Here is a 17,610-nt window from a genome sequence, read left to right on the forward strand (position 1 = left end):
TATATTCATTTCAACGATGAGGCCCGGGCAAGGGCTGAATCGAACTACAGGAGACTACCTATGCTGCTCTCGCTCATCCGCATGATCCAGGCCTTCCGGGACTATCAGCGCAATGTTGCCGAGCTGTCCCAGCTCAGCGATCGCGAACTGGCCGATATCGGCCTCGATCGCTCGGACATCCCGCGCGTTGCCGCCGGTCAGTATCAGGGCTGATATCGTTCAGCCCTCCACCGGAACGAACCCGATAGCGCCCGCTCCGTGCGGGCGTTGTCGTTTCTGATGGCAGAAAACTCGATCTCGGCGATTCCACTCTTCACCGAAAAGCGCTACCTGTCCGCCCCATGACAGGACCCCAATCGAACATCGTGCACGTAATCGGCGCCGGCCTCGCCGGCTCGGAAGCCGCCTGGCAGGTGGCCAAAGCCGGCGTGCCCGTGGTGCTGCATGAGATGCGGCCGACCCGCATGACAGAGGCGCACCGCACCGACGGGCTCGCCGAGCTCGTCTGCTCCAATTCGTTCCGCTCGGACGATGCCGCCAACAACGCCGTCGGCCTGCTGCATGCGGAGATGCGCCGGCTCGATTCTCTGATCATGCGCGCGGCCGACGCCAACCAGGTGCCTGCCGGCGGCGCGCTCGCAGTCGACCGCGACGGCTTCTCGGCGGCGGTGACCAAGGCTCTCAACGACCATCCCCTGATCGAGATCGCCCGCGGCGAGGTTTCAGGCCTGCCGCCCGCCGAGTGGAGCAACGTGATCGTTGCCACCGGTCCCCTCACCTCCGCTCCATTGGCCGAGGCCATCCGCGCGCTGACCGACGAGAACGCGCTCGCCTTCTTCGACGCGATCGCACCGATCGTGCACCGCGAGTCCATCGACATGTCGGTGGCCTGGTTCCAGTCGCGCTACGACAAGGTCGGCCCTGGAGGCACTGGCGCCGACTACATCAACTGTCCCATGACCAAGGAACAGTATGACGGCTTTGTCGCCGCGCTGATCGCGGGTGAGAAGACCGAGTTCAAGGAGTGGGAGACCAACACGCCCTATTTCGACGGCTGCCTGCCGATCGAGGTGATGGCGGAGCGCGGCCCGGAGACGCTGCGCCACGGTCCCATGAAGCCGGTCGGTCTCACCAACCCGCATGATCCCGTCACCAAGGCCTACGCGATCGTGCAGCTGCGCCAGGACAACAAGCTCGGCACGCTCTACAACATCGTCGGCTTCCAGACGAAGCTGAAATACGGCGAGCAGCAGCGCATCTTCCGCACCATTCCGGGGCTGGAGAACGCCGAATTCGCCCGCCTCGGCGGCCTGCATCGCAACACCTTCCTGAACTCGCCAAAACTGCTCGACAGTCAATTGCGCCTGCGTGCCCAGCCGCGGCTGCGCTTTGCCGGCCAGATGACGGGCTGCGAGGGCTATGTGGAATCGGCCAGCGTCGGGTTGATCGCCGGTCTCTATGCCGCAGCGGACGCGCGCGGCGAGGCGCTCGTCGGCCCGCCCGGCACGACGGCGCTCGGATCGCTGCTCGGCCACATCACCGGCGGCCATATCGAGACCATCGAGCCGGGCACACGCTCGTTCCAGCCGATGAACATCAATTTCGGCCTGTTCCCGCCGCTCGCGACCGTGCCGACCAAGAAGCCCGACGGCACGCGCCTGCGCGGCAACGAGAAAGCGGTGGCCAAGAAGCAGGCGCTGAGCGCACGGGCGCTCGCCGATCTCGATCGCTGGATCGCCGATCACCTGCACATTGCCGCGGCCGCGTGAGCTTTCGATGAGCCTCCCGAAAGACGACGCGGCAGAGCTGTCGGCGCGCTGGACCGAGGGCGTGCTGCTCAAGCGCGATGTGTTCTCGACCGTCGAGCGCGGCCGCTTTCGGAGCGGGACCGGCGAGGTCGACGCCGTGCTGCGCCGGCTCGACGAAGTGCCGTGGTGGTCGTTCCTGCTGGCGCGGCATCTGTTCGCCCGCGAGAAGCACGCTCTGGCGCGCGCCAAAGGCCTCGATGTCGGCCCCGAGCTGCTCTGGGCCGGACAGCGCGCGCTGGTGCGCGGATTCGTCGACGGCGCGGCGCTGCATCTGGCAAAGCCCCATGACGACCTCGCTTATTTCCGTTCGGCCAAAGCGATGCTACGCCGGCTGCGCCGCGCCGGCATCTGCCACAACGATCTCGCCAAGGAGCAGAACTGGCTGGTCGGCCGCGACGGCCGCGCCTATGTGACCGACTTCCAGCTCGCGGCCTGCTTCGACCGCCGCGGCCGGCTCTATCGCATCCTCGCGTACGAAGATCTTCGGCACCTGCTCAAGCACAAGCGCTCCTATGCTCCGGAAGCGCTGACGCCCCGCGAGCGAAAGATCCTCGCCAAGAAGTCGTTCGCGGCGAGCCTCTGGCTCGCCACCGGCAAGAAGGTCTATCGCGCGATCACGCGCGGCCTGTTCAACTTCACCGATCGCGAAGGCGGCGGCCGCCGGCTGGTCAATGATGCCCCGGTGTTGACCGCGTTGATCCGCAAGAATCCGGCCGTGCGCGACACCGCCATCGTCGCCTTTGCCGACCGCCGCTCCGGCGTCGGGCTCTACGCCTTCGTCGAAGCCGATCAGACCGCACTCGAGGGCGAGCTGCGGAACGAGCTCGCCGCCGCCAAGGGCCCGAAGCCGCCGGAACACATCCAGGTCGTGCACGCGCTGCCACGCGACACCAGCGGCAAGCCGCGGACTGAGATCCTGCAACTGGTTGCCATGAACCAGCTCGACTTGATCGAGCCGATGATGAAGAACGACCAGGACCGCGCCTTCCTCAAGGACATCCTGGAACAGCGGAAAAACCTGCGCGACCGCTTCAACTTCGAGGCGGACCTGCCGGCAAGCTAGCGCCTTGAAGCGTCCACATTGGCGACAGAGAAGCGATCGGATCATTCGGGCGTGGCGGGATCATGGGCATTCGGGGGATGATGATGTGTCGTGTCGTGGGCGGCCTGGTCGCGGGCTTCCTGCTGCTCATGGCTGCGCCTGCGATGGCAGACTCGCCGGCCGAGCTGATCTCCAGCTTCCGCCTCAAGCACGGTGAAGTCCGCGTCGTCCGCGATGCCACCCTCGACCGCATCGCCATGGACCAGGCCCGCGCGATGGCCGCCAAGGACGACCTCAGCCACGATGCACTCGGCCCCTTCAACCGCCGCGTCGCGCCGGCCGGCGCGGGCCGCGCCGCCGAGAACATCGCCTACGGCTACGACAATTTCGAGAAGACGCTCGGACAGTGGATCGACTCGTCCGGGCACCGCAAGAACCTGTTGCTGCACAACGCCTCCCGCGTCGGCATCGCCAGCGCCAAGAATGCCAGCGGCAAGCGCACCTATTGGGCCATGGTGATCGCGGGCGATTACGAGCCGAAGGGCAAGGGCAAGAAGAAAGACAAGGAGCCCGTCGTCGCCGTGAAACGCGAGGCCGCGCCCGCGAGCAAGCCAAAGTCAAGCAGCTGTCACATCAAGCTGCTCAGCCTCTGTATCTGAGGCCAAGCAGGCGATCTTGCTCGCGCTCGGCAATGCGCCTAATTCATGGACCAGATCGCAAGAAGCGGAGGGCGTCAGTGATCGACCTCGACCGAATACGCGCCGACACGCCAGCTGCCACCCGGCTCGCATATCTCCACAACGCAGGCTCTGCCCTGATGCCGGCGCCGGTTGTCGCGGCGATGAAGGGGCACATCGATCTGGAATGCGAGATCGGCGGCTATGCGGCCGCCGATCTCGAAGCCGACCGGCTCGACGCGGTCTATGACTCGGTGGCGCGTCTGCTGAATGCCGCGCCCGACGAGATCGCGCTGGTGGAGAACGCGACGGTTGCCTGGCAGATGGCGTTCTATTCGCTGCCGTTCCGCAAGGGCGACCGGATCCTAACCGCCGAGGCGGAATACGCCGCCAATTATGTCGCCTTCCTTCAGGTCGCCAAACGAACCGGCGCGGTCATCGACGTGGTGCCGAGCGATGCCAGTGGCGAACTCGACGTCGACGCACTCGAGCGGATGATCGATGAGCGGGTGAAACTGATTGCGATCACCTGGGTTCCAACCAATGGCGGGCTGGTCAATCCGGCAGCGGCGATCGGCAAGATCGCGCGGGCGCACGGCATTGCCTATCTGCTCGACGCCTGCCAGGCGGTCGGCCAGATGGACGTCGACGTCAAGGCCATCGGCTGCGACATGCTCTCGGCCACGGGTCGCAAATTCCTGCGCGGCCCGCGCGGCACCGGCTTTCTCTACGTCCGCCGGGCGCTGCTGCAGAAACTCGAGCCGCCGATGATCGACCATTTTGCCGCCCCCTGGGTCTCGCGAGACGCCTATCAACTGCGGGACGATGCCCGCCGCTTCGAGACCTGGGAGAACAATTACGCGGCCCGGCTGGGGTTGGGCGCGGCTGTCGACTACGCGCTCGAGATCGGCATTGCCCCGATCGAACAACGCTGCCGCATGCTCGCCGGCCGCCTTCGCAGCGGCCTTGCGACCCTTCCCGGCATCACCATTCGCGACCTCGGACGCGCGCCGGGCGCCATTGTCAGCTTCACGATGGACGGGCACGAGGCGGACGCGATTGTCGCCAGCGCCGCTTCAGCCGGCATCGCGATCGGAGATTCAGATCCGTCGAGCACGCGCATCGATGCCGAGCTTCGCGCATTGCCGCATATCGTGCGGGCATCACCGCATTATTACAATACGGAAGCCGAGATCGACCGGCTGATCGCGCATCTGGCGGGCTTGGCACCGCGGTAGCCAACGCAAGCCGGCGCGCCGGACCGACCGTGAAGTCGGTCCGCCATCGCGCCGTCTGCCTCAAGCCGTTGTCGTCAATGCCGAGAGTTGGTCGGTATCAAAGCGGGCGCGTAGCTCGCTGATGGCCTTCGCATCCGGCGGTCCGCTTGCCGTCAGTTTGGCCAGTTCCTCGAAGTAATGCTCGTGTCCCGGCGGCGATACGGTCATAAGCACGCGCGCGGGCTTCTCGCTCACGTTGGTGATGTTGTGAGCTACGCCCGGAGGAATGAAGAGGAAGGTCCCTGGAGTTGCTCGGACAGCCTCCTCCCCGACGTGCCATTCACATTCGCCCTCTAACATGTAGAAGGTCTCTTCCTGCGCACGATGAACGTGCCGGCCGGTGGCGAATCCTGCCGGAATCGTCCAGTCGAACATGCTGGTATGCCTGGTGTCCCCGCCGGTCACCAGGAAGGCCATTGGCTCGCCGCGCAGCATGACCCCCTTGGTCTCGCCGGGCCTGCGGATGACGTGTTTCGCGGTCATGTATCCCTCCATCGCTTGTTGCAGCTCTCCTCACGGCTCTCGCGATGGTGGTCCAGTCCAGCTGGAAAGTCGTGAAACGGCTCGGAAAACATTGCAAAAAACCTGCGAAATGTGCCCTTCTTCGGCAATGGCCGCGATCCTTGAATTTGGTCCCTTTCGGCTCGATGGCGAGGCGGGGATCCTGTTCCACGGTGCTGAGCCGACCGGGCTCGGCCAGCGCGCCGTGCTGCTTCTGGCCCTCCTCGTCCGGCAAGCTGGTGTGCCGGTTTCGAAAGATGCCTTGATCGAGGCGGCCTGGCCCGCCCAGGCCATCGAGGACAGCAATCTCACCGTCCAGATCGCGGCGGTGCGGCGCATGCTGGCCGACATCTCCGGCGAGGCGCATTGGATCGAAACGCTGCCGCGCCGCGGCTATCGCTATGTCGGCCCCACCGTGACGACGTCCGATCCGGATCGCGCAACTGCAACACTGCAAGCGCCGTTGCTGACTTTGCCCGACAGGCCGTCGATCGCAGTGCTGCCCTTCACGAACCTGAGCGGCGATGTGGACCAGGACTATTTTGCCGACGGCATGGTCGATGACATCATCACCGGACTCTCACGCATCAATTGGCTGTTCGTGATCGCGCGGAATTCCACCTTCGCCTACAAAGGCCGCGCGGTGGACGTGAAGCAGGTCGGCCGCGAGCTTGGCGTACGCTACGTGCTGGAAGGCAGCGTCCGCAAGACAGGCACAATGGTCCGCATCACCGGCCAGTTGATCGACGCGTCGACTGGAGTGCACGTATGGGCCGAGCGATTTGACCGCCGGTCCGAGGACGTCTTCGCCCTCCAGGATGACATCGCATTGTCGACCGTCGGCGCCATCGCGCCCAGCCTGCGGCGCGCCGAGATCAACAGGGTCAAGCGCAAGAGGCCGGACAGCATGGACGCCTATGATCTCGTCCTGCGCGCTCAGCCGGACGTCGATTCCGGCATGCCGGCTCAAGTCACCCAGGCGCTCGTGCTGCTCGAACGTGCGATCACGCTCGAACCTGCGTACGCGCTCGCGCACGGCAATGCGGCGATGTGCCATCATTGCTTGTTTCTTCGAGCCGGTTTGCATGAGGCCAATCGCGAGGCCTCGATCCGCCACGCGCGCTCGGCGATCGCTCATGGCCAGGATGATGCGCTTGCCCTCACGCTGGCGGGTTTTTCGATCGGCATGGACGGGCACGATCGCTCCGCAGGATTCACCGCGTTCGAGGCTGCGCTCGCCATCAGCCCATCATCGGCGCTGACCTACATCCTCGGCAGCGTCGTGCTTGGCTGGGGCGGAGATTCCGACCGCGCCATCGAATGGAGCGAACAAGGCCTGCGGCTCAGCCCGTTCGATCCCTGGGCTTTCGCCGCATTCGACGCCCAGGCTCTCGGGCACTTCCATCGCGGCCGATATGAGGAGGCGTGCCGCGCCGCTTACCGCTCGGTTCAGGCCAATCCTCGCCACAGCATCACCTATGTGCAATTGGCTGCGGCGCTGGCAAAGCTTGGACGATTGCAAGAGGCGAAGGCGGCAGCCGCGCGGGTGCTGGAGCTACACCCGACGTTTCGGTATGGCCGCCAATTTCAGGGCGTCAATTGCGCGCCGGCGCTCGCTTCCTCGCTTGGCGATGCCCTGCGCGTTGCAGGCCTTCCGGAATAGCGCTGGCGTTTCAGCGGGCCACTCACGTGCAGCGCGCGCTCAATCCGGATGCGCTGAGCCTGGCCATCACCTCGTCGAGATGCGCGGCATCGCGGGTCTCGATGACGAGCTGCAGCAGCGTCGCCTTGGCCGGCAGGTCGGAAAAGGTCCGCTGGTGCGAGACCTCGATGATGTTGGCGCCGGCTTCGGCGAGCAGTGCGGCCACCGCCGCCAACTGCCCGGGTCTGTCAGGGATATCGAGCGAGAGCTGGGTCAGCCGCCCTTCGCGCGCGAGCTCGCGCGTGAGGACGGATGCGATCAGCCGCGTGTCGATGTTGCCGCCGCTCAGGACGAGACCGACCTTCTGGCCGGCAAAGCGGGTCGGATCGGACATCAGCGCGGCAAGGCCGGCGGCGCCGGCGCCCTCGACCACCGTCTTCTCGATCGAGATCAGGGTCGCGACCGCGCGCTCGAGCTCGGCTTCGTTCACCAGCGCAATGTCGTCGACGAGGCGGCGCACGATCTCGGTGGTGATCTTGCCGGGCGATTTCACCGCGATGCCTTCGGCGAGCGTATCGCCGCGCGCCGGCAGGTTGCCGTCATGGATGGCGTTGTACATCGAGGGATAGAGCCAGGCCTCGACGCCGAGGATTCGCAGTGACGGCTTGATCGATTTCGCGGCGATGGCGATGCCGCTGATCAGGCCACCGCCACCGATCGGCACGACCAGCGTATCGAGCTCCGGCACCGCTCTCATCATCTCCAGGCCGACGGTGCCCTGCCCCGCAATCACGAGCGGATCGTCGTAAGGGTGGACGAAGATCATGCCCTTGGCTTCGCCGTGGCTACGCGCGAACGCGGCCGCCTCCTCCAGCGTCGCGCCGGTGACGACCACTTCCGCACCGTGATGCCTGGTGTTTTCGACCTTCACCATGGGCGTGCCGACCGGCATGACGATGGTGGCGGGAATGCCGAGCCGCTTGGCGTGGTAGGCGACGCCCTGCGCGTGGTTTCCGGCGGACATGGCGATGACGCCGCGCGCACGCTCCTCCGGTGTCAGCGCGGTGAGGCGGTTGAGCGCGCCGCGCTCCTTGAAGGAGGAGGTGAACTGAAGGTTCTCGAATTTGAGCCAGATCTCGCAGCCGCAGATGCTGCTCAGCGTGCGGCTGTAGCTGCAGGGGGTCTCGACGACGGCGCCGCGAATGGTGTCGGCGGCAGCATGAATGTCACCAGGTGCGACCGGAAAGCCGCTGAGATCGGGCGATGTGGTTTGGGACAACTCAGCCATGGGACAGCATAGAGCATCCGGCGGTTCGAGGCGACAAGCCAGCCGCTATTTGGTAAATTCCCGGGAACGTGAAGCCCGCCACAGCGTCCAGAGCGTGCGCAGCCGCGACGTCGGCTGCAGCGCGAACGGATTGCGGCCGGGCTGCGCCAGGCGCTTGAGATCGGCCCTGACCAGGTTCAGGGACAGAAACGCCGGACGCACCGCGGCCGGCACGTCCGCCAGCAGCGACAAAGCCCTGGTCAAATGCTGCTGCGCCTCGCCCGCGAGCTGGTCCAGCACGGCCCGCAAGGCCGGCGTCTGCTTGCCGGCAAACACGTCTTCCATCTGGCAGCCATGGCTCGCCAGCACCTGCTGCGGCAGGAACAGCTGCCGGTGCGACGCATCGCGCGGCAGGTTCATGATGACCTGCACGATTCCCTGCGCCAGCCCCGCATGACGGGCGAGATGTTCGACCGCATCCGACGGCGGCGCCAGAATCTGGGCCGCCAGACCAAACAACGCCGAACACGTCGCGGCCAGATAGCCCTCCAGCGCCGCCAGCGTCGGCATCGGGTCGTTGTAGAGGTCGAACTGGTGCTCGTCGACGAGCAGCGACAGCGGCTCGACGGGCAGGTCGAAATCACGGATCGCGCGCAGCAGCTCGGCTGCGACCGGATTGCCCTCGGCACTGCCGTGGACGAGACCCGAAAACAGATCGGTCCACCATTGAAAACGGATCTCGCCGGGCAAAGGCTGGCTCACCTGGTCGCGGACGCGGACGATCTCGACATTGAAGGCGTAGAGCGCGAGCAGCGCCCGGCGCTCGGCGGCGGGCGCGAACAGCGTCGCGGCATAGCGCGGAAAGTCATGGCTGCGCACGAGATCGGCGCAGAAGGCGATGGAATCGGGCGACGGCGCGGCGCTGCTCATGTGCTGTTCATGGCACCGCGATCAGCGCAGCCGCGACCCGCCGCCGTTCGCCGATCATGATGTTGTAGGTGCGCACGGCGGGGCCGGTCTGCATCGTGTCCAGCACCACCCTCACCGCTTTGAGCGCCTGGCGGAGCTCCGGCGGCGGCAGCCAGGGCCCGGTTCCGGTGCCGATCAGGAGCGTGTCGATGCCGTTGGCGGCTGCGAACACCCGGTCCAGCGAATAGCGGTCGATCCTCGCGGGGTCTGTCACGTCCCAGGCCCAGATCGCCTCGGGCAGGCAGAGCAGCGAACCCCGATGCGACATGCCGGCGAAGGCAAAGCCGCCCTTGCCGTAAGCCTCGATCGGCGCCGAGCGCGGGAAATGGGGTGCGTTGGGATCGCCGGCCATCAGCTTGGTCCGAATGAGCTTACTGCCCTCGCCAACTCGTGCGAGGGCATGCGGTTCGGATCATACCTTGCTTTTCTTCGCCGGAGGTGCCGTATCGGGCGCATCCTCGCGATGCTCGCCGACGCCGAGATAGATCAGGATCGGAGCCGCGATGAAGATCGAGGTGTAGGTGCCGACCAGCACGACGCCGAACATCATCACCGCGGTGAAGCTGTGGATCGCGTGGCCGCCGAACAGGAGCAGCGCCAGCAGGGCCAGCGTCACGGTGACGTGGGTGATGATCGAGCGCGACAGCGTCGAGTTGATGGACTCATTGAGCAGCTGCGGCATCGGCATCTTCTTGTAGCGCCGCAGCATTTCGCGGATACGGTCGTAGATGACGACGGTGTCGTTGAGCGAATAGCCGAGAATGGTGAGCAGCGCGGCGATGCTGGTCAGGTCGAAATCGACCTGGCTGATCGACATGAAGCCGATCGTCAGCACGATGTCGTGCACGTTGGCGATCATGGCGCCGAGCGCGAACTGCCATTCGAAGCGGAACCAGAGATAGACCAGGATCGCGCCGATCGCGAGCATCAGGCCGGCCATGCCCCAACCCAGCAGCTCGCCGGAGACACGCGGGCCCACCACCTCGACGCGGCGATAGTCCACGGACTCGCCGAGGGCGCCGCGAACCTTGTCCACGGCTGCCTGCTGCGCCTTGTCGCCGCCCGGCTGCTCGGCAACGCGAAGCAGCACGTCGGCGGGGCCGCCAAATTGCTGCAGTTGGACTTCGCCGAGGCCGAGGCCGCCAAGGGTCGTGCGCATCTGCGCAAGATCGGCGGAGCCAGACTTGGCCCGCACCTCCATCAAGGTGCCGCCCTTGAAGTCGATGCCGAAGTTCAGGCCATGGGTGAAGAACAGCACGATGGCAACGATCGAGAGCGTCGCCGAGATCGGGAACGAGATGCGGCGGAACTGGGTGAAGTCGAAATGCGTATCGTCTGGCACGATACGCAGCGACGGCAGCAGACCGAGCACGCTGACCACGGTCAGAACGGCAATCAGGACGCCGAGAGAAATGAGAACGAGTTGAGTAGTGGTCACAGCCGGCCTCGAATGATCAAATCGGCACAGTCTTCGGCCGCTTCCACTGCACCCACCATGCCACGATCAGGCGGGTCATGGTGAAGGCGGTGAACACAGTGGTGATGATGCCGATACCGAGCGTTACAGCGAATCCGCGAACCGGTCCGGTGCCGATCATGAACAGCACGGCAGCGGCAATGAAGGTGGTGATGTTGGAATCGAGGATGGTCGCAAGCGCCCGCTTGAAGCCTGCATCGATCGCCGAGATCGGACTTCTCCCGCCGCGCAACTCCTCGCGGATGCGCTCATAGATCAGCACGTTGGAGTCGACCGCGATGCCGACGGTGAGCACGATGCCGGCGATGCCGGGCAGCGTCAGCGTGGCGCTGAGCAGCGACAACAGGCCGAAGATCATGGCGACGTTGATCGCCACCGCGATATTGGCGAACACGCCGAACAGCCGATAGGTCACGAGCATGAAGACGATGACGAGAATCGAGCCGACATAGGCCGCCAGCTCACCCTTGTCGATCGAGTCCTGGCCGAGGCCCGGACCGACGGTGCGTTCCTCGACCACGGTCAGCGGCGCAGGCAGCGCGCCGGCGCGCAGCAGGATCGCGAGGTCGTTGGCCGACTGCACGGTGAAACTGCCGGAGATCTGGCCCTGGCCGCCGGTGATCGGCTCGCGAATGACCGGCGCCGAGATCACCTTGCCGTCGAGGATGATCGCGAAGGGCAGCCCGACATTCTCCTGCGTGGCCTGCGAGAACTTGCGCGCGCCCGAGGTATTGAACTTGAAGCTGACGACCGGCTCGTTGGTACGCTGGTCGAAGGTCGCCTGGGCATCGATCAGATCGCCGCCCGCAACCAGCACCTGCTTCTTGACCACGTAGTTGGGCGGCGGCGGCGTGGCGGCCGGCAGGAGCTCGGATTCCGGTGGCAACCTGCCCTGCTGCGCCTGGTCCGGCGGCACTGAGGGATCGACCATGCGGAATTCCATCTTCGCAGTCTTGCCCAGCAGTTCCTTCAAATGGGTCGGATCCTGCAAACCCGGCACCTGCACCAGGATGCGGTCGTTACCCTGACGCTGGATGATAGGCTCGACGGTGCCGAGCTCGTTGACGCGCTTCTCGACGATCTGGATCGACTGCTCGATGGTCTTGCGCAAGCGCTCGATCATCGCGGTCTCCGGAATACTGAGGCGGATCAATCCGCCACCAGCATCGGCGACTTCAAGGTCGCGTTGACCGCTAGATCCCATCAGGCCGCCAATCGGCTGCGCAAGCTCGCGCAACTTGGCGAGCGCCGGTTGAAGGTCGGTGTCCTTGGTGATGCGAACCTCGGCCGCGTCGTTGCGCACGGTGACGCCGCCAGTGAAGCCGATCTTGGCCTCGCGCAGCACGCGACGTACGTCATCGCGAACCTGGTCGAGCTTTTCCTTCTTCACGTAGTTGGAATCGACCTCGAGCTGCAGAGAGGAGCCGCCCTGGAGGTCGAGGCCGAGCACGAGCCGCCGCTGCGCCCAGGCGGGCCAGGTCTTGACCTGGGCCTCGGGGAAGAAGTTCGGGACCGCGCAGAGGCACACGATCAGCGCCGTCAGGACAATCCCGAGCGCTCTCCACCGCGTGAAATACAACATCGACTGGACCTGTCAGATCAGGAGACTTGAGATGCTCGCGGACGCGCTCACTTCGACGCGGCGTCGTCCTTGGCAGCTTCCTTCGCGCTTTCCTTGGATTCCTTGGCCGGCTCGCCCTTGGCGCGCACGCCGGAGATCATCTGGCGCATCTGCCGCACGCGCACGCCGTCGGAAATCTCGAACTCGATCTGGTCGTCGTCGACGACCTTGGTGACCTTGCCGACGAGGCCGCCCGAGGTCACGACGGTGTCGCCGCGGCGGATGTTCTTCACGAGGTCGGCGTGGTCTTTCACCTTCTTCTGCTGCGGGCGCAGAATCAGGAAGTACATGATCACGAAGATCAGGGCGAACGGCAGCAGCGACATCAACATGCTGTTGGTGTCACCGGCGCCCGCGGCCTGGGCATACGCAGGAGTAATCAGCATTCGGACGATCCTCGTGAGAACGGGGGAAGCCGGTCAGGCCCTCAAAGGCGACCGGTTCGGTCAAATTCGCGCGGACTATAGCGGCCATTGCCCCAATTGCAACGCTGCCAGACCGCCCTTTTAGCCACCTTGCGGCGGCCCCTCAGGCCCGATAAGGCTGCGTTCTCAGGAACTTCGGACATGCCCAAAAAACCAAGTAAAAGCCCGGCCGGCAAAGGCCCCCGTACCCCTGCCAGAATGCCTGCTCGCGTCGCGGCAAAACGCCCCAAGGAGACTCCCAAGGGGACCGCCAGGGCAACCCTCAAGGCCGTCCCGGACCTCTCCCAGGAGCGCATCGTCCGCGCGCTGGAGACCATTGCGGCGCACCTCGCCGCGCAGGGCCAGCCGGCCGTCTCCGCTGAGTCGTTCGAACGGGCGGACGCCTATGTCTGGCATCCCGACGGCCGCCTGTCGGCGGTGCCGCGGGTCAGCCGCGTCGAGCTGTTCCTGCTGAAGGGCATCGACCGGATGCGCGACATCCTGATGGAGAACACCGAGCGGTTCGCAGGTGGCCTGCCTGCCAACAACGCCCTGCTCTGGGGCGCACGCGGCATGGGCAAGTCATCGCTGGTGAAGGCCGCGCACGCCACCATCAACGCCGACCGCAAGGTCGCCGACAAGCTCAAGCTGATCGAGATCCACCGCGAGGACATCGAAACACTGCCGATGCTGATGGAGAAGCTCCGCGACGCCAGCTTCCGTTTCATCGTGTTCATCGACGACCTCTCCTTCGACGGCAATGACGCGTCCTACAAATCGCTCAAGGCCGTGCTCGAAGGCGGCATCGAGGGCCGGCCCGAGAACGTCATCCTCTACGCCACCTCCAATCGCCGTCATCTGCTGGCGCGCGACATGATCGAGAACGAGCGCTCGACCGCGATCAATCCCGGCGAAGCCGTCGAGGAGAAGGTGTCACTGTCGGATCGCTTCGGCCTCTGGCTGGGTTTCCACCGCTGCAGCCAGGACGAATATCTCGCGATGGTGCGCGGCTATTGCAGCCATTTCGGCGTCAAGATCGACGATGAGGCGCTGGAGCGCGAGGCGCTGGAATGGTCGACCACCCGCGGCTCACGCTCCGGCCGCGTCGCCTGGCAGTTCGTGCAGGAGCTGGCGGGGCGGCTTGGCGTGAAGCTGACGGCGATGTAGCGGAAGCTATTTCCCGCCCACGGCTGTCATTCCCCGCGAAGGCGGGAATCCAGTACGCCGCGGCTTATCGGCTCAACAATAACTGTCTCTGGAATACTGGGTCGCCCGGTCAAACCGGGCGACGACAGCGTCAGTGTCGAGGCAACTTTGGCCTCACGCCCCATTCAGGAATTGAAGCGGGTCAACCGGGCTCGATCCCTTACGGATCTCGAAGTGGAGCTGCGGCGACGCCACCTCCCCGGATTGACCCGACTTGGCAATGACCTGACCGCGCTTGATGGTGTCGCCGCGCTTCACCAACAGCTCACTCGCATGGGCATATGCGGTGACGTAGCCGTTGGAGTGCCGAACCAGGACCAGATTGCCGTAACCTTTCAGCTCGTTGCCGGAATAGGCGACGACGCCGTCTTCGGCCGCCTTGACTGGCGTGCCCTCGGGCACCGCGAGATTGATGCCGTCATTGGACTTGCCGTTGGTCTTGGCGCCGTAGCTCGTGACCACCTTGCCGCGCACTGGCCAGCGGAAGGTCGGCAGCGCGCTGGTGGTCTCCGCGGCTTTCGCGGGAGCCTCGGCGGGCTTCTCTTCGACATTGGCGGTGGCCTGGGCGAGGCGCGCGCTCTGCACGGGCGCGCCGGCCGCGGCCATCTTCATGGCGGGTGCGGGAGCGGCTGCGACGGGCTGTAGCGTCCCCGCAACCGGAGCGGCCATGGCCGGAGCTGCGGCAACCGGCGCCGCGACGGCAGCGGTCTTGGCGCCGGGCACGATCAGCTTGGTACCGAGCTTGAGCTTGGCCGCGGGATCCAGACCGTTGGCACGGGCAAGCTCGGCCGACGAAATATGATTCTTGCGGGCAATGCTGGCGAGCGTATCGCCGTGGTTGACGAAGTGCGTGCTCGACGGTGCGGCCATGGCCGCAACCGGCTTCGCAGCCGGAGCTGCCGCAACCGGGGCCATCGCAGGCGCGGGTGCGGCGGCCGTGGCCGAATGCGGGATGATCAGCTGCTGGCCGGGCGAGAGCGCGCGCGGGCCCTTGTAACCGTTGGCGGCGAGGATCGCCTGCGGCGTGACGTGATAACGCTTGGCGAGCACCTCCAGCGTATCGCTGGTGCCGACGATGATCTTGGTCCCCCCGACCGGCTGGGCAGCCGCGACCGAGCGCGGCGGCACGGTGGCCGTGGTCTCCAGATGCGGCTGCGCCGGCGGCGCGTAGGAGCTGACGCCGCGCCCGCCTCCGGACACCCCGCCACCTGCCGCAACGGGATAGGATTGCGGCGCGGAGACCGCCGGCGGCGGCAAGGGCTGCGACTGATAAGAGCCGGGCTGCGTCTGCGGCCGCGCATATTGCGGCAGTTCGCGCTGCGGCGGCGGTGCCTGCTGCACCGAGCCGGTCTGGTCCGACGCGAAGGGATTGGAGAAGTTCGACCGGGACAGTCGCGACGACATGTCGGCGCTGCACCCTGCGAAGCTGAAGGAAATCAGCGCCAGCACCGCGACCTGCGGCACGCGGCGCGAGTAAAGCAACTCGGCGACAGCGGACATGGTTACTCACTCGTACGCAACAGAACTGGTGTTTTAAGTAAACACGCGCCGAGTAAATAACGGCTTAACCCTCCCAATAAGATGTTGGCCGCACAGCCGATCCGGAATTCTACAGCTCCCGCGCCACCCCGGGCAGTGCCGGCACGAAGCGGACATCGACGAGTTCCTTGCGCTCGATCCCTGTCGCGCTGCGGGTCAGGCGGATCAGCGTCTGCACGCCCTGATGCGGGCCGACCGGCGCGATCAGGATGCCGCCAACTTCCAGCCGCTCGACCAGATTCTCCGGAATCTGCTCCATTGCTGCGGTGACGATGATGCGATCGAACGGGCCGATATTGGGCGGCAGATTGAGACCGTCGCCAAGCATCACCTCGACATTGTGACAACCGAGCTTTTCGAGCCTGGCGCGTGCCGTGTCGGCAAGCTTGCGATAGCGCTCGACCGTCAGGACCTGGCCGGCGAGCCGCGACAGCACGGCGGCCTGATAGCCGGAACCGGTGCCGATCTCGAGCACACGGTGCTGCTTCTGGAGTTGAAGCTGCTCGGTCATGTAGGCCACGACGAAGGGCTGACTGATGGTCTGCCCACAGGCGATCGGCAGCGCGCTGTCGCGGTAGGCGCCGTCGCGATCGGCCTCGTCGACGAAAAGCTCGCGCGGCACCTCCTCCATGGTTCGCAGCACCGCCTGATCGCTGATGCCCCGACGCCTCAGCGTGAGCTGAAACATCATCTTTTCCGGCGGGTGCTGATGGGAGGTCATTGCCTGCTTGTGCTGTCTTGGCGGACCCGGTGGGCGTCAAGCCGGGGCGCGAGAATCGTGTTCCTGCTCAGGAACTCATGATAGTCTTCGCCTGAAGCATTAGACCACAAATTGGCTTGCCACGGGCAAGCCGCGATGACCATTTTCAGGCATCCGTTCGTCGAAACGCGCATTGCGTCGATTCGTGTTATCTGCGAACGTTTTTGGCAATGGGCAAGGACTCCACTATGACCGCGACAGGGCTTTCCGGCCGCTCTGTATTCCTCGTCGAGGACGAGGTGATGATCAGGATGATGGTCGCGGACATGCTCGAAGAGCTCGGCTACAAGGTCGCAGCCGAGGCGGGCGACATCAACGAGGCCATGCGGCTCGCCCAGGCGACCGAGTTCGACATCGCCATTCTCGACGTCAACGTCAACGGCAAGGTCATCTCGCCGGTCGCCGACGTGATCAAGGCCAAGGGCTGCCCATTCATCTTTGCCACCGGCTACGGCTCCTCCGGCCTGCCCGAGCAGTACCGCGACCGGCCGGCGCTCCAGAAGCCCTTTCAGCTCGACGCGCTCGGCAAGACCATCGAAGCCGCGCTCCGCGGCACCTAGGCGCTATTTCAGCGTCGCGCTGAGCTCTTCCGAAAACGCCTCATTGGTGCGGTCGAGCCTGAGCGGCGTGACCGAGACGTAGCGCTCGCGCAGTGCCGCCAGATCGGTGCCGTCGGCGGGCGTGTCCATCATCGCCGTGCGCTCGAAGCCGATCCAGAAATAGGGATTGCCCCGACCGTCCTTGCGCTCGTCGATCCGCAAGAAACCGAGATTGCGCTTGCCCTGGCGCGTGACGCGGATGCCGAGCACATCCTCCGGCGCGCAGGACGGGAAGTTGACGTTGATGACGGTGTCCTTCGGGATGCCCGCAGCGATCACCTTGCGCAGGATGTCCGGCCCAAACTTGCGCGCGGTGTCCCACGGCAGGCGGTCGCGGGTCTCGACGCTGAACTCCTGCGACAGCGCGAACGACGGCAGGCCCAGAATGGTGCCCTCCAGTGCGCCGGCGATGGTGCCGGAATAGACCACGTCCTCGGCGACGTTGCGGCCCTTGTTGACCCCGGACAGCACGACGTCGGGCAGCTTGGCCCCAAGGATATGGCGCGCGCCCATAATGACGCAGTCGGTCGGCGTGCCCCGCACGGCAAAGTGCCGCGGCCCGACTTCGCGCAGGCGCAATGGATCGTTCAACGACAGCGAATGCGACACGCCGGACTGGTCGAGCTCGGGTGCAACGACCCAGACGTCGTCGGACAGCGCGCGCGCAATCTCCTCGACGACCTTGAGGCCGGGGGCGTGGATGCCGTCGTCATTGGTGCAGAGAATGCGCATGCGAAAGGTTCGATTCCAAAAAGTGGGGGTCGAGCCGTCTTATCCGGCTCCGGCCAATCAGGCAAACCGGCTGATTGCGGTCTGGCGGC

At 65.4% G+C, this 17,610-nt stretch carries 18 protein-coding genes; 8 read left to right on the forward strand and 10 right to left on the reverse strand.

All coding sequences use genetic code 11. The features are described 5' to 3' along the window. Positions 1-60: 60 nt before the first annotated feature. From UNPA324_RS04980 to UNPA324_RS05000, 5 genes are all read left to right on the forward strand, one after another. Positions 61-213 carry a DUF1127 domain-containing protein gene (locus UNPA324_RS04980; RefSeq protein ID WP_007590701.1) on the forward strand — a complete coding sequence of 51 codons (153 nt, stop codon included), beginning with the start codon at positions 61-63 and terminating at the stop codon, positions 211-213. Positions 214-341: 128 nt separating this feature from the next. Beyond that, a complete protein-coding gene (gene trmFO, locus UNPA324_RS04985) occupies positions 342-1,769 on the forward strand; it encodes a methylenetetrahydrofolate--tRNA-(uracil(54)-C(5))-methyltransferase (FADH(2)-oxidizing) TrmFO (protein WP_141933789.1) in 1,428 nt (475 codons plus the stop codon). A 7-nt stretch (positions 1,770-1,776) separates the two neighbouring features. After that, entirely contained in the window at positions 1,777-2,871 is a 1,095-nt protein-coding gene (locus tag UNPA324_RS04990) for an AMP-binding enzyme (RefSeq protein ID WP_128919440.1), read from the forward strand. Between the two features lie 83 nt (positions 2,872-2,954). Continuing rightward, positions 2,955-3,509: a CAP domain-containing protein gene (locus UNPA324_RS04995; RefSeq protein ID WP_128919502.1), complete on the forward strand. Its 555-nt coding sequence runs from the start codon at positions 2,955-2,957 to the stop codon at positions 3,507-3,509. 77 nt (positions 3,510-3,586) lie between these two features. Next, complete coding sequence (locus UNPA324_RS05000; protein ID WP_141933790.1) at positions 3,587-4,765, forward strand: aminotransferase class V-fold PLP-dependent enzyme; 1,179 nt, start codon at positions 3,587-3,589, stop codon at positions 4,763-4,765. Between the two features lie 60 nt (positions 4,766-4,825). On the opposite strand, the gene UNPA324_RS05005 is transcribed toward UNPA324_RS05000, so the two are convergent. After that, a complete protein-coding gene (locus UNPA324_RS05005) occupies positions 4,826-5,287 on the reverse strand; it encodes a cupin domain-containing protein (RefSeq protein WP_141933792.1) in 462 nt (153 codons plus the stop codon). A gap of 127 nt (positions 5,288-5,414) precedes the next feature. Between UNPA324_RS05005 and UNPA324_RS05010 the strand changes: the two genes are divergently transcribed. After that, positions 5,415-6,968, forward strand: coding sequence for a winged helix-turn-helix domain-containing protein (locus UNPA324_RS05010; protein WP_141933794.1), 1,554 nt, complete (start codon positions 5,415-5,417; stop codon positions 6,966-6,968). Between the two features lie 22 nt (positions 6,969-6,990). Here UNPA324_RS05010 and UNPA324_RS05015 read toward each other — a convergent pair whose 3' ends face one another. From UNPA324_RS05015 to yajC, 6 genes are read right to left on the reverse strand one after another with little or no spacing between them, the layout of a single operon-like run. Further along, positions 6,991-8,235: a threonine ammonia-lyase gene (locus UNPA324_RS05015; protein WP_128919436.1), complete on the reverse strand. Its 1,245-nt coding sequence runs from the start codon at positions 8,233-8,235 to the stop codon at positions 6,991-6,993. Between the two features lie 45 nt (positions 8,236-8,280). After that, positions 8,281-9,144: a phytoene/squalene synthase family protein gene (locus UNPA324_RS05020; protein ID WP_128919435.1), complete on the reverse strand. Its 864-nt coding sequence runs from the start codon at positions 9,142-9,144 to the stop codon at positions 8,281-8,283. 7 nt (positions 9,145-9,151) lie between these two features. Beyond that, complete coding sequence (locus tag UNPA324_RS05025) at positions 9,152-9,535, reverse strand: Mth938-like domain-containing protein (protein WP_128919434.1); 384 nt, start codon at positions 9,533-9,535, stop codon at positions 9,152-9,154. A gap of 60 nt (positions 9,536-9,595) precedes the next feature. Beyond that, a complete protein-coding gene (secF, locus tag UNPA324_RS05030; protein WP_128919433.1) occupies positions 9,596-10,621 on the reverse strand; it encodes a protein translocase subunit SecF in 1,026 nt (341 codons plus the stop codon). A 16-nt stretch (positions 10,622-10,637) separates the two neighbouring features. Next, positions 10,638-12,242 (reverse strand): protein translocase subunit SecD, encoded by a 1,605-nt coding sequence (gene secD, locus UNPA324_RS05035; protein WP_141933796.1) that lies wholly within the window; start codon positions 12,240-12,242, stop codon positions 10,638-10,640. A gap of 47 nt (positions 12,243-12,289) precedes the next feature. Further along, the gene (gene yajC, locus UNPA324_RS05040; protein ID WP_128919431.1) at positions 12,290-12,667 is read right to left on the reverse strand and encodes a preprotein translocase subunit YajC; all 378 of its coding nucleotides are present in this window, start codon (positions 12,665-12,667) and stop codon (positions 12,290-12,292) included. Positions 12,668-12,847: 180 nt separating this feature from the next. Between yajC and UNPA324_RS05045 the strand changes: the two genes are divergently transcribed. Further along, a complete protein-coding gene (locus tag UNPA324_RS05045; RefSeq protein ID WP_141933799.1) occupies positions 12,848-13,852 on the forward strand; it encodes an ATP-binding protein in 1,005 nt (334 codons plus the stop codon). A gap of 153 nt (positions 13,853-14,005) precedes the next feature. Here the strand turns inward: UNPA324_RS05045 and UNPA324_RS05050 are convergent, their stop codons facing one another. Both UNPA324_RS05050 and UNPA324_RS05055 read right to left on the reverse strand, forming a co-directional pair. Continuing rightward, complete coding sequence (locus UNPA324_RS05050) at positions 14,006-15,391, reverse strand: LysM peptidoglycan-binding domain-containing M23 family metallopeptidase (RefSeq protein WP_141933801.1); 1,386 nt, start codon at positions 15,389-15,391, stop codon at positions 14,006-14,008. A 109-nt stretch (positions 15,392-15,500) separates the two neighbouring features. Continuing rightward, complete coding sequence (locus tag UNPA324_RS05055; RefSeq protein WP_128919428.1) at positions 15,501-16,151, reverse strand: protein-L-isoaspartate(D-aspartate) O-methyltransferase; 651 nt, start codon at positions 16,149-16,151, stop codon at positions 15,501-15,503. A gap of 227 nt (positions 16,152-16,378) precedes the next feature. Here UNPA324_RS05055 and UNPA324_RS05060 point away from each other — a divergent pair, with 227 nt between their 5' ends. Continuing rightward, positions 16,379-16,750: a response regulator gene (locus UNPA324_RS05060; protein ID WP_128919427.1), complete on the forward strand. Its 372-nt coding sequence runs from the start codon at positions 16,379-16,381 to the stop codon at positions 16,748-16,750. A gap of 3 nt (positions 16,751-16,753) precedes the next feature. Here the strand turns inward: UNPA324_RS05060 and surE are convergent, their stop codons facing one another. Beyond that, on the reverse strand, positions 16,754-17,521 hold the full coding sequence (gene surE, locus UNPA324_RS05065) for a 5'/3'-nucleotidase SurE (protein ID WP_141933803.1): 768 nt from the start codon (positions 17,519-17,521) through the stop codon (positions 16,754-16,756). Between the last annotated feature and the right edge of the window lie 89 nt (positions 17,522-17,610).

Origin of the sequence: Bradyrhizobium sp. UNPA324 (assembly GCF_006658635.1) — a bacterium.
GTDB classification, from domain to species: Bacteria; Pseudomonadota; Alphaproteobacteria; order Rhizobiales; family Xanthobacteraceae; genus Bradyrhizobium; species Bradyrhizobium nanningense.

Coding starts and splice junctions, on each gene's coding strand:
- trmFO (WP_141933789.1), top strand. CDS start 342: ATGACAGGACCCCAATCGAACATCGTGCACGTAATCGGCGCCGGCCTC.
- UNPA324_RS05010 (WP_141933794.1), top strand. CDS start 5,415: ATGGCCGCGATCCTTGAATTTGGTCCCTTTCGGCTCGATGGCGAGGCG.
- UNPA324_RS05060 (WP_128919427.1), top strand. CDS start 16,379: ATGACCGCGACAGGGCTTTCCGGCCGCTCTGTATTCCTCGTCGAGGAC.
- UNPA324_RS05005 (WP_141933792.1), bottom strand. CDS start 5,287: ATGACCGCGAAACACGTCATCCGCAGGCCCGGCGAGACCAAGGGGGTC.
- UNPA324_RS04990 (WP_128919440.1), top strand. CDS start 1,777: ATGAGCCTCCCGAAAGACGACGCGGCAGAGCTGTCGGCGCGCTGGACC.
- UNPA324_RS05015 (WP_128919436.1), bottom strand. CDS start 8,235: ATGGCTGAGTTGTCCCAAACCACATCGCCCGATCTCAGCGGCTTTCCG.
- yajC (WP_128919431.1), bottom strand. CDS start 12,667: ATGCTGATTACTCCTGCGTATGCCCAGGCCGCGGGCGCCGGTGACACC.
- UNPA324_RS05020 (WP_128919435.1), bottom strand. CDS start 9,144: ATGAGCAGCGCCGCGCCGTCGCCCGATTCCATCGCCTTCTGCGCCGAT.
- UNPA324_RS04995 (WP_128919502.1), top strand. CDS start 2,955: ATGTGTCGTGTCGTGGGCGGCCTGGTCGCGGGCTTCCTGCTGCTCATG.
- UNPA324_RS04980 (WP_007590701.1), top strand. CDS start 61: ATGCTGCTCTCGCTCATCCGCATGATCCAGGCCTTCCGGGACTATCAG.
- UNPA324_RS05055 (WP_128919428.1), bottom strand. CDS start 16,151: ATGACCTCCCATCAGCACCCGCCGGAAAAGATGATGTTTCAGCTCACG.
- secD (WP_141933796.1), bottom strand. CDS start 12,242: ATGTTGTATTTCACGCGGTGGAGAGCGCTCGGGATTGTCCTGACGGCG.
- surE (WP_141933803.1), bottom strand. CDS start 17,521: ATGCGCATTCTCTGCACCAATGACGACGGCATCCACGCCCCCGGCCTC.
- UNPA324_RS05050 (WP_141933801.1), bottom strand. CDS start 15,391: ATGTCCGCTGTCGCCGAGTTGCTTTACTCGCGCCGCGTGCCGCAGGTC.
- UNPA324_RS05045 (WP_141933799.1), top strand. CDS start 12,848: ATGCCCAAAAAACCAAGTAAAAGCCCGGCCGGCAAAGGCCCCCGTACC.
- UNPA324_RS05025 (WP_128919434.1), bottom strand. CDS start 9,535: ATGGCCGGCGATCCCAACGCACCCCATTTCCCGCGCTCGGCGCCGATC.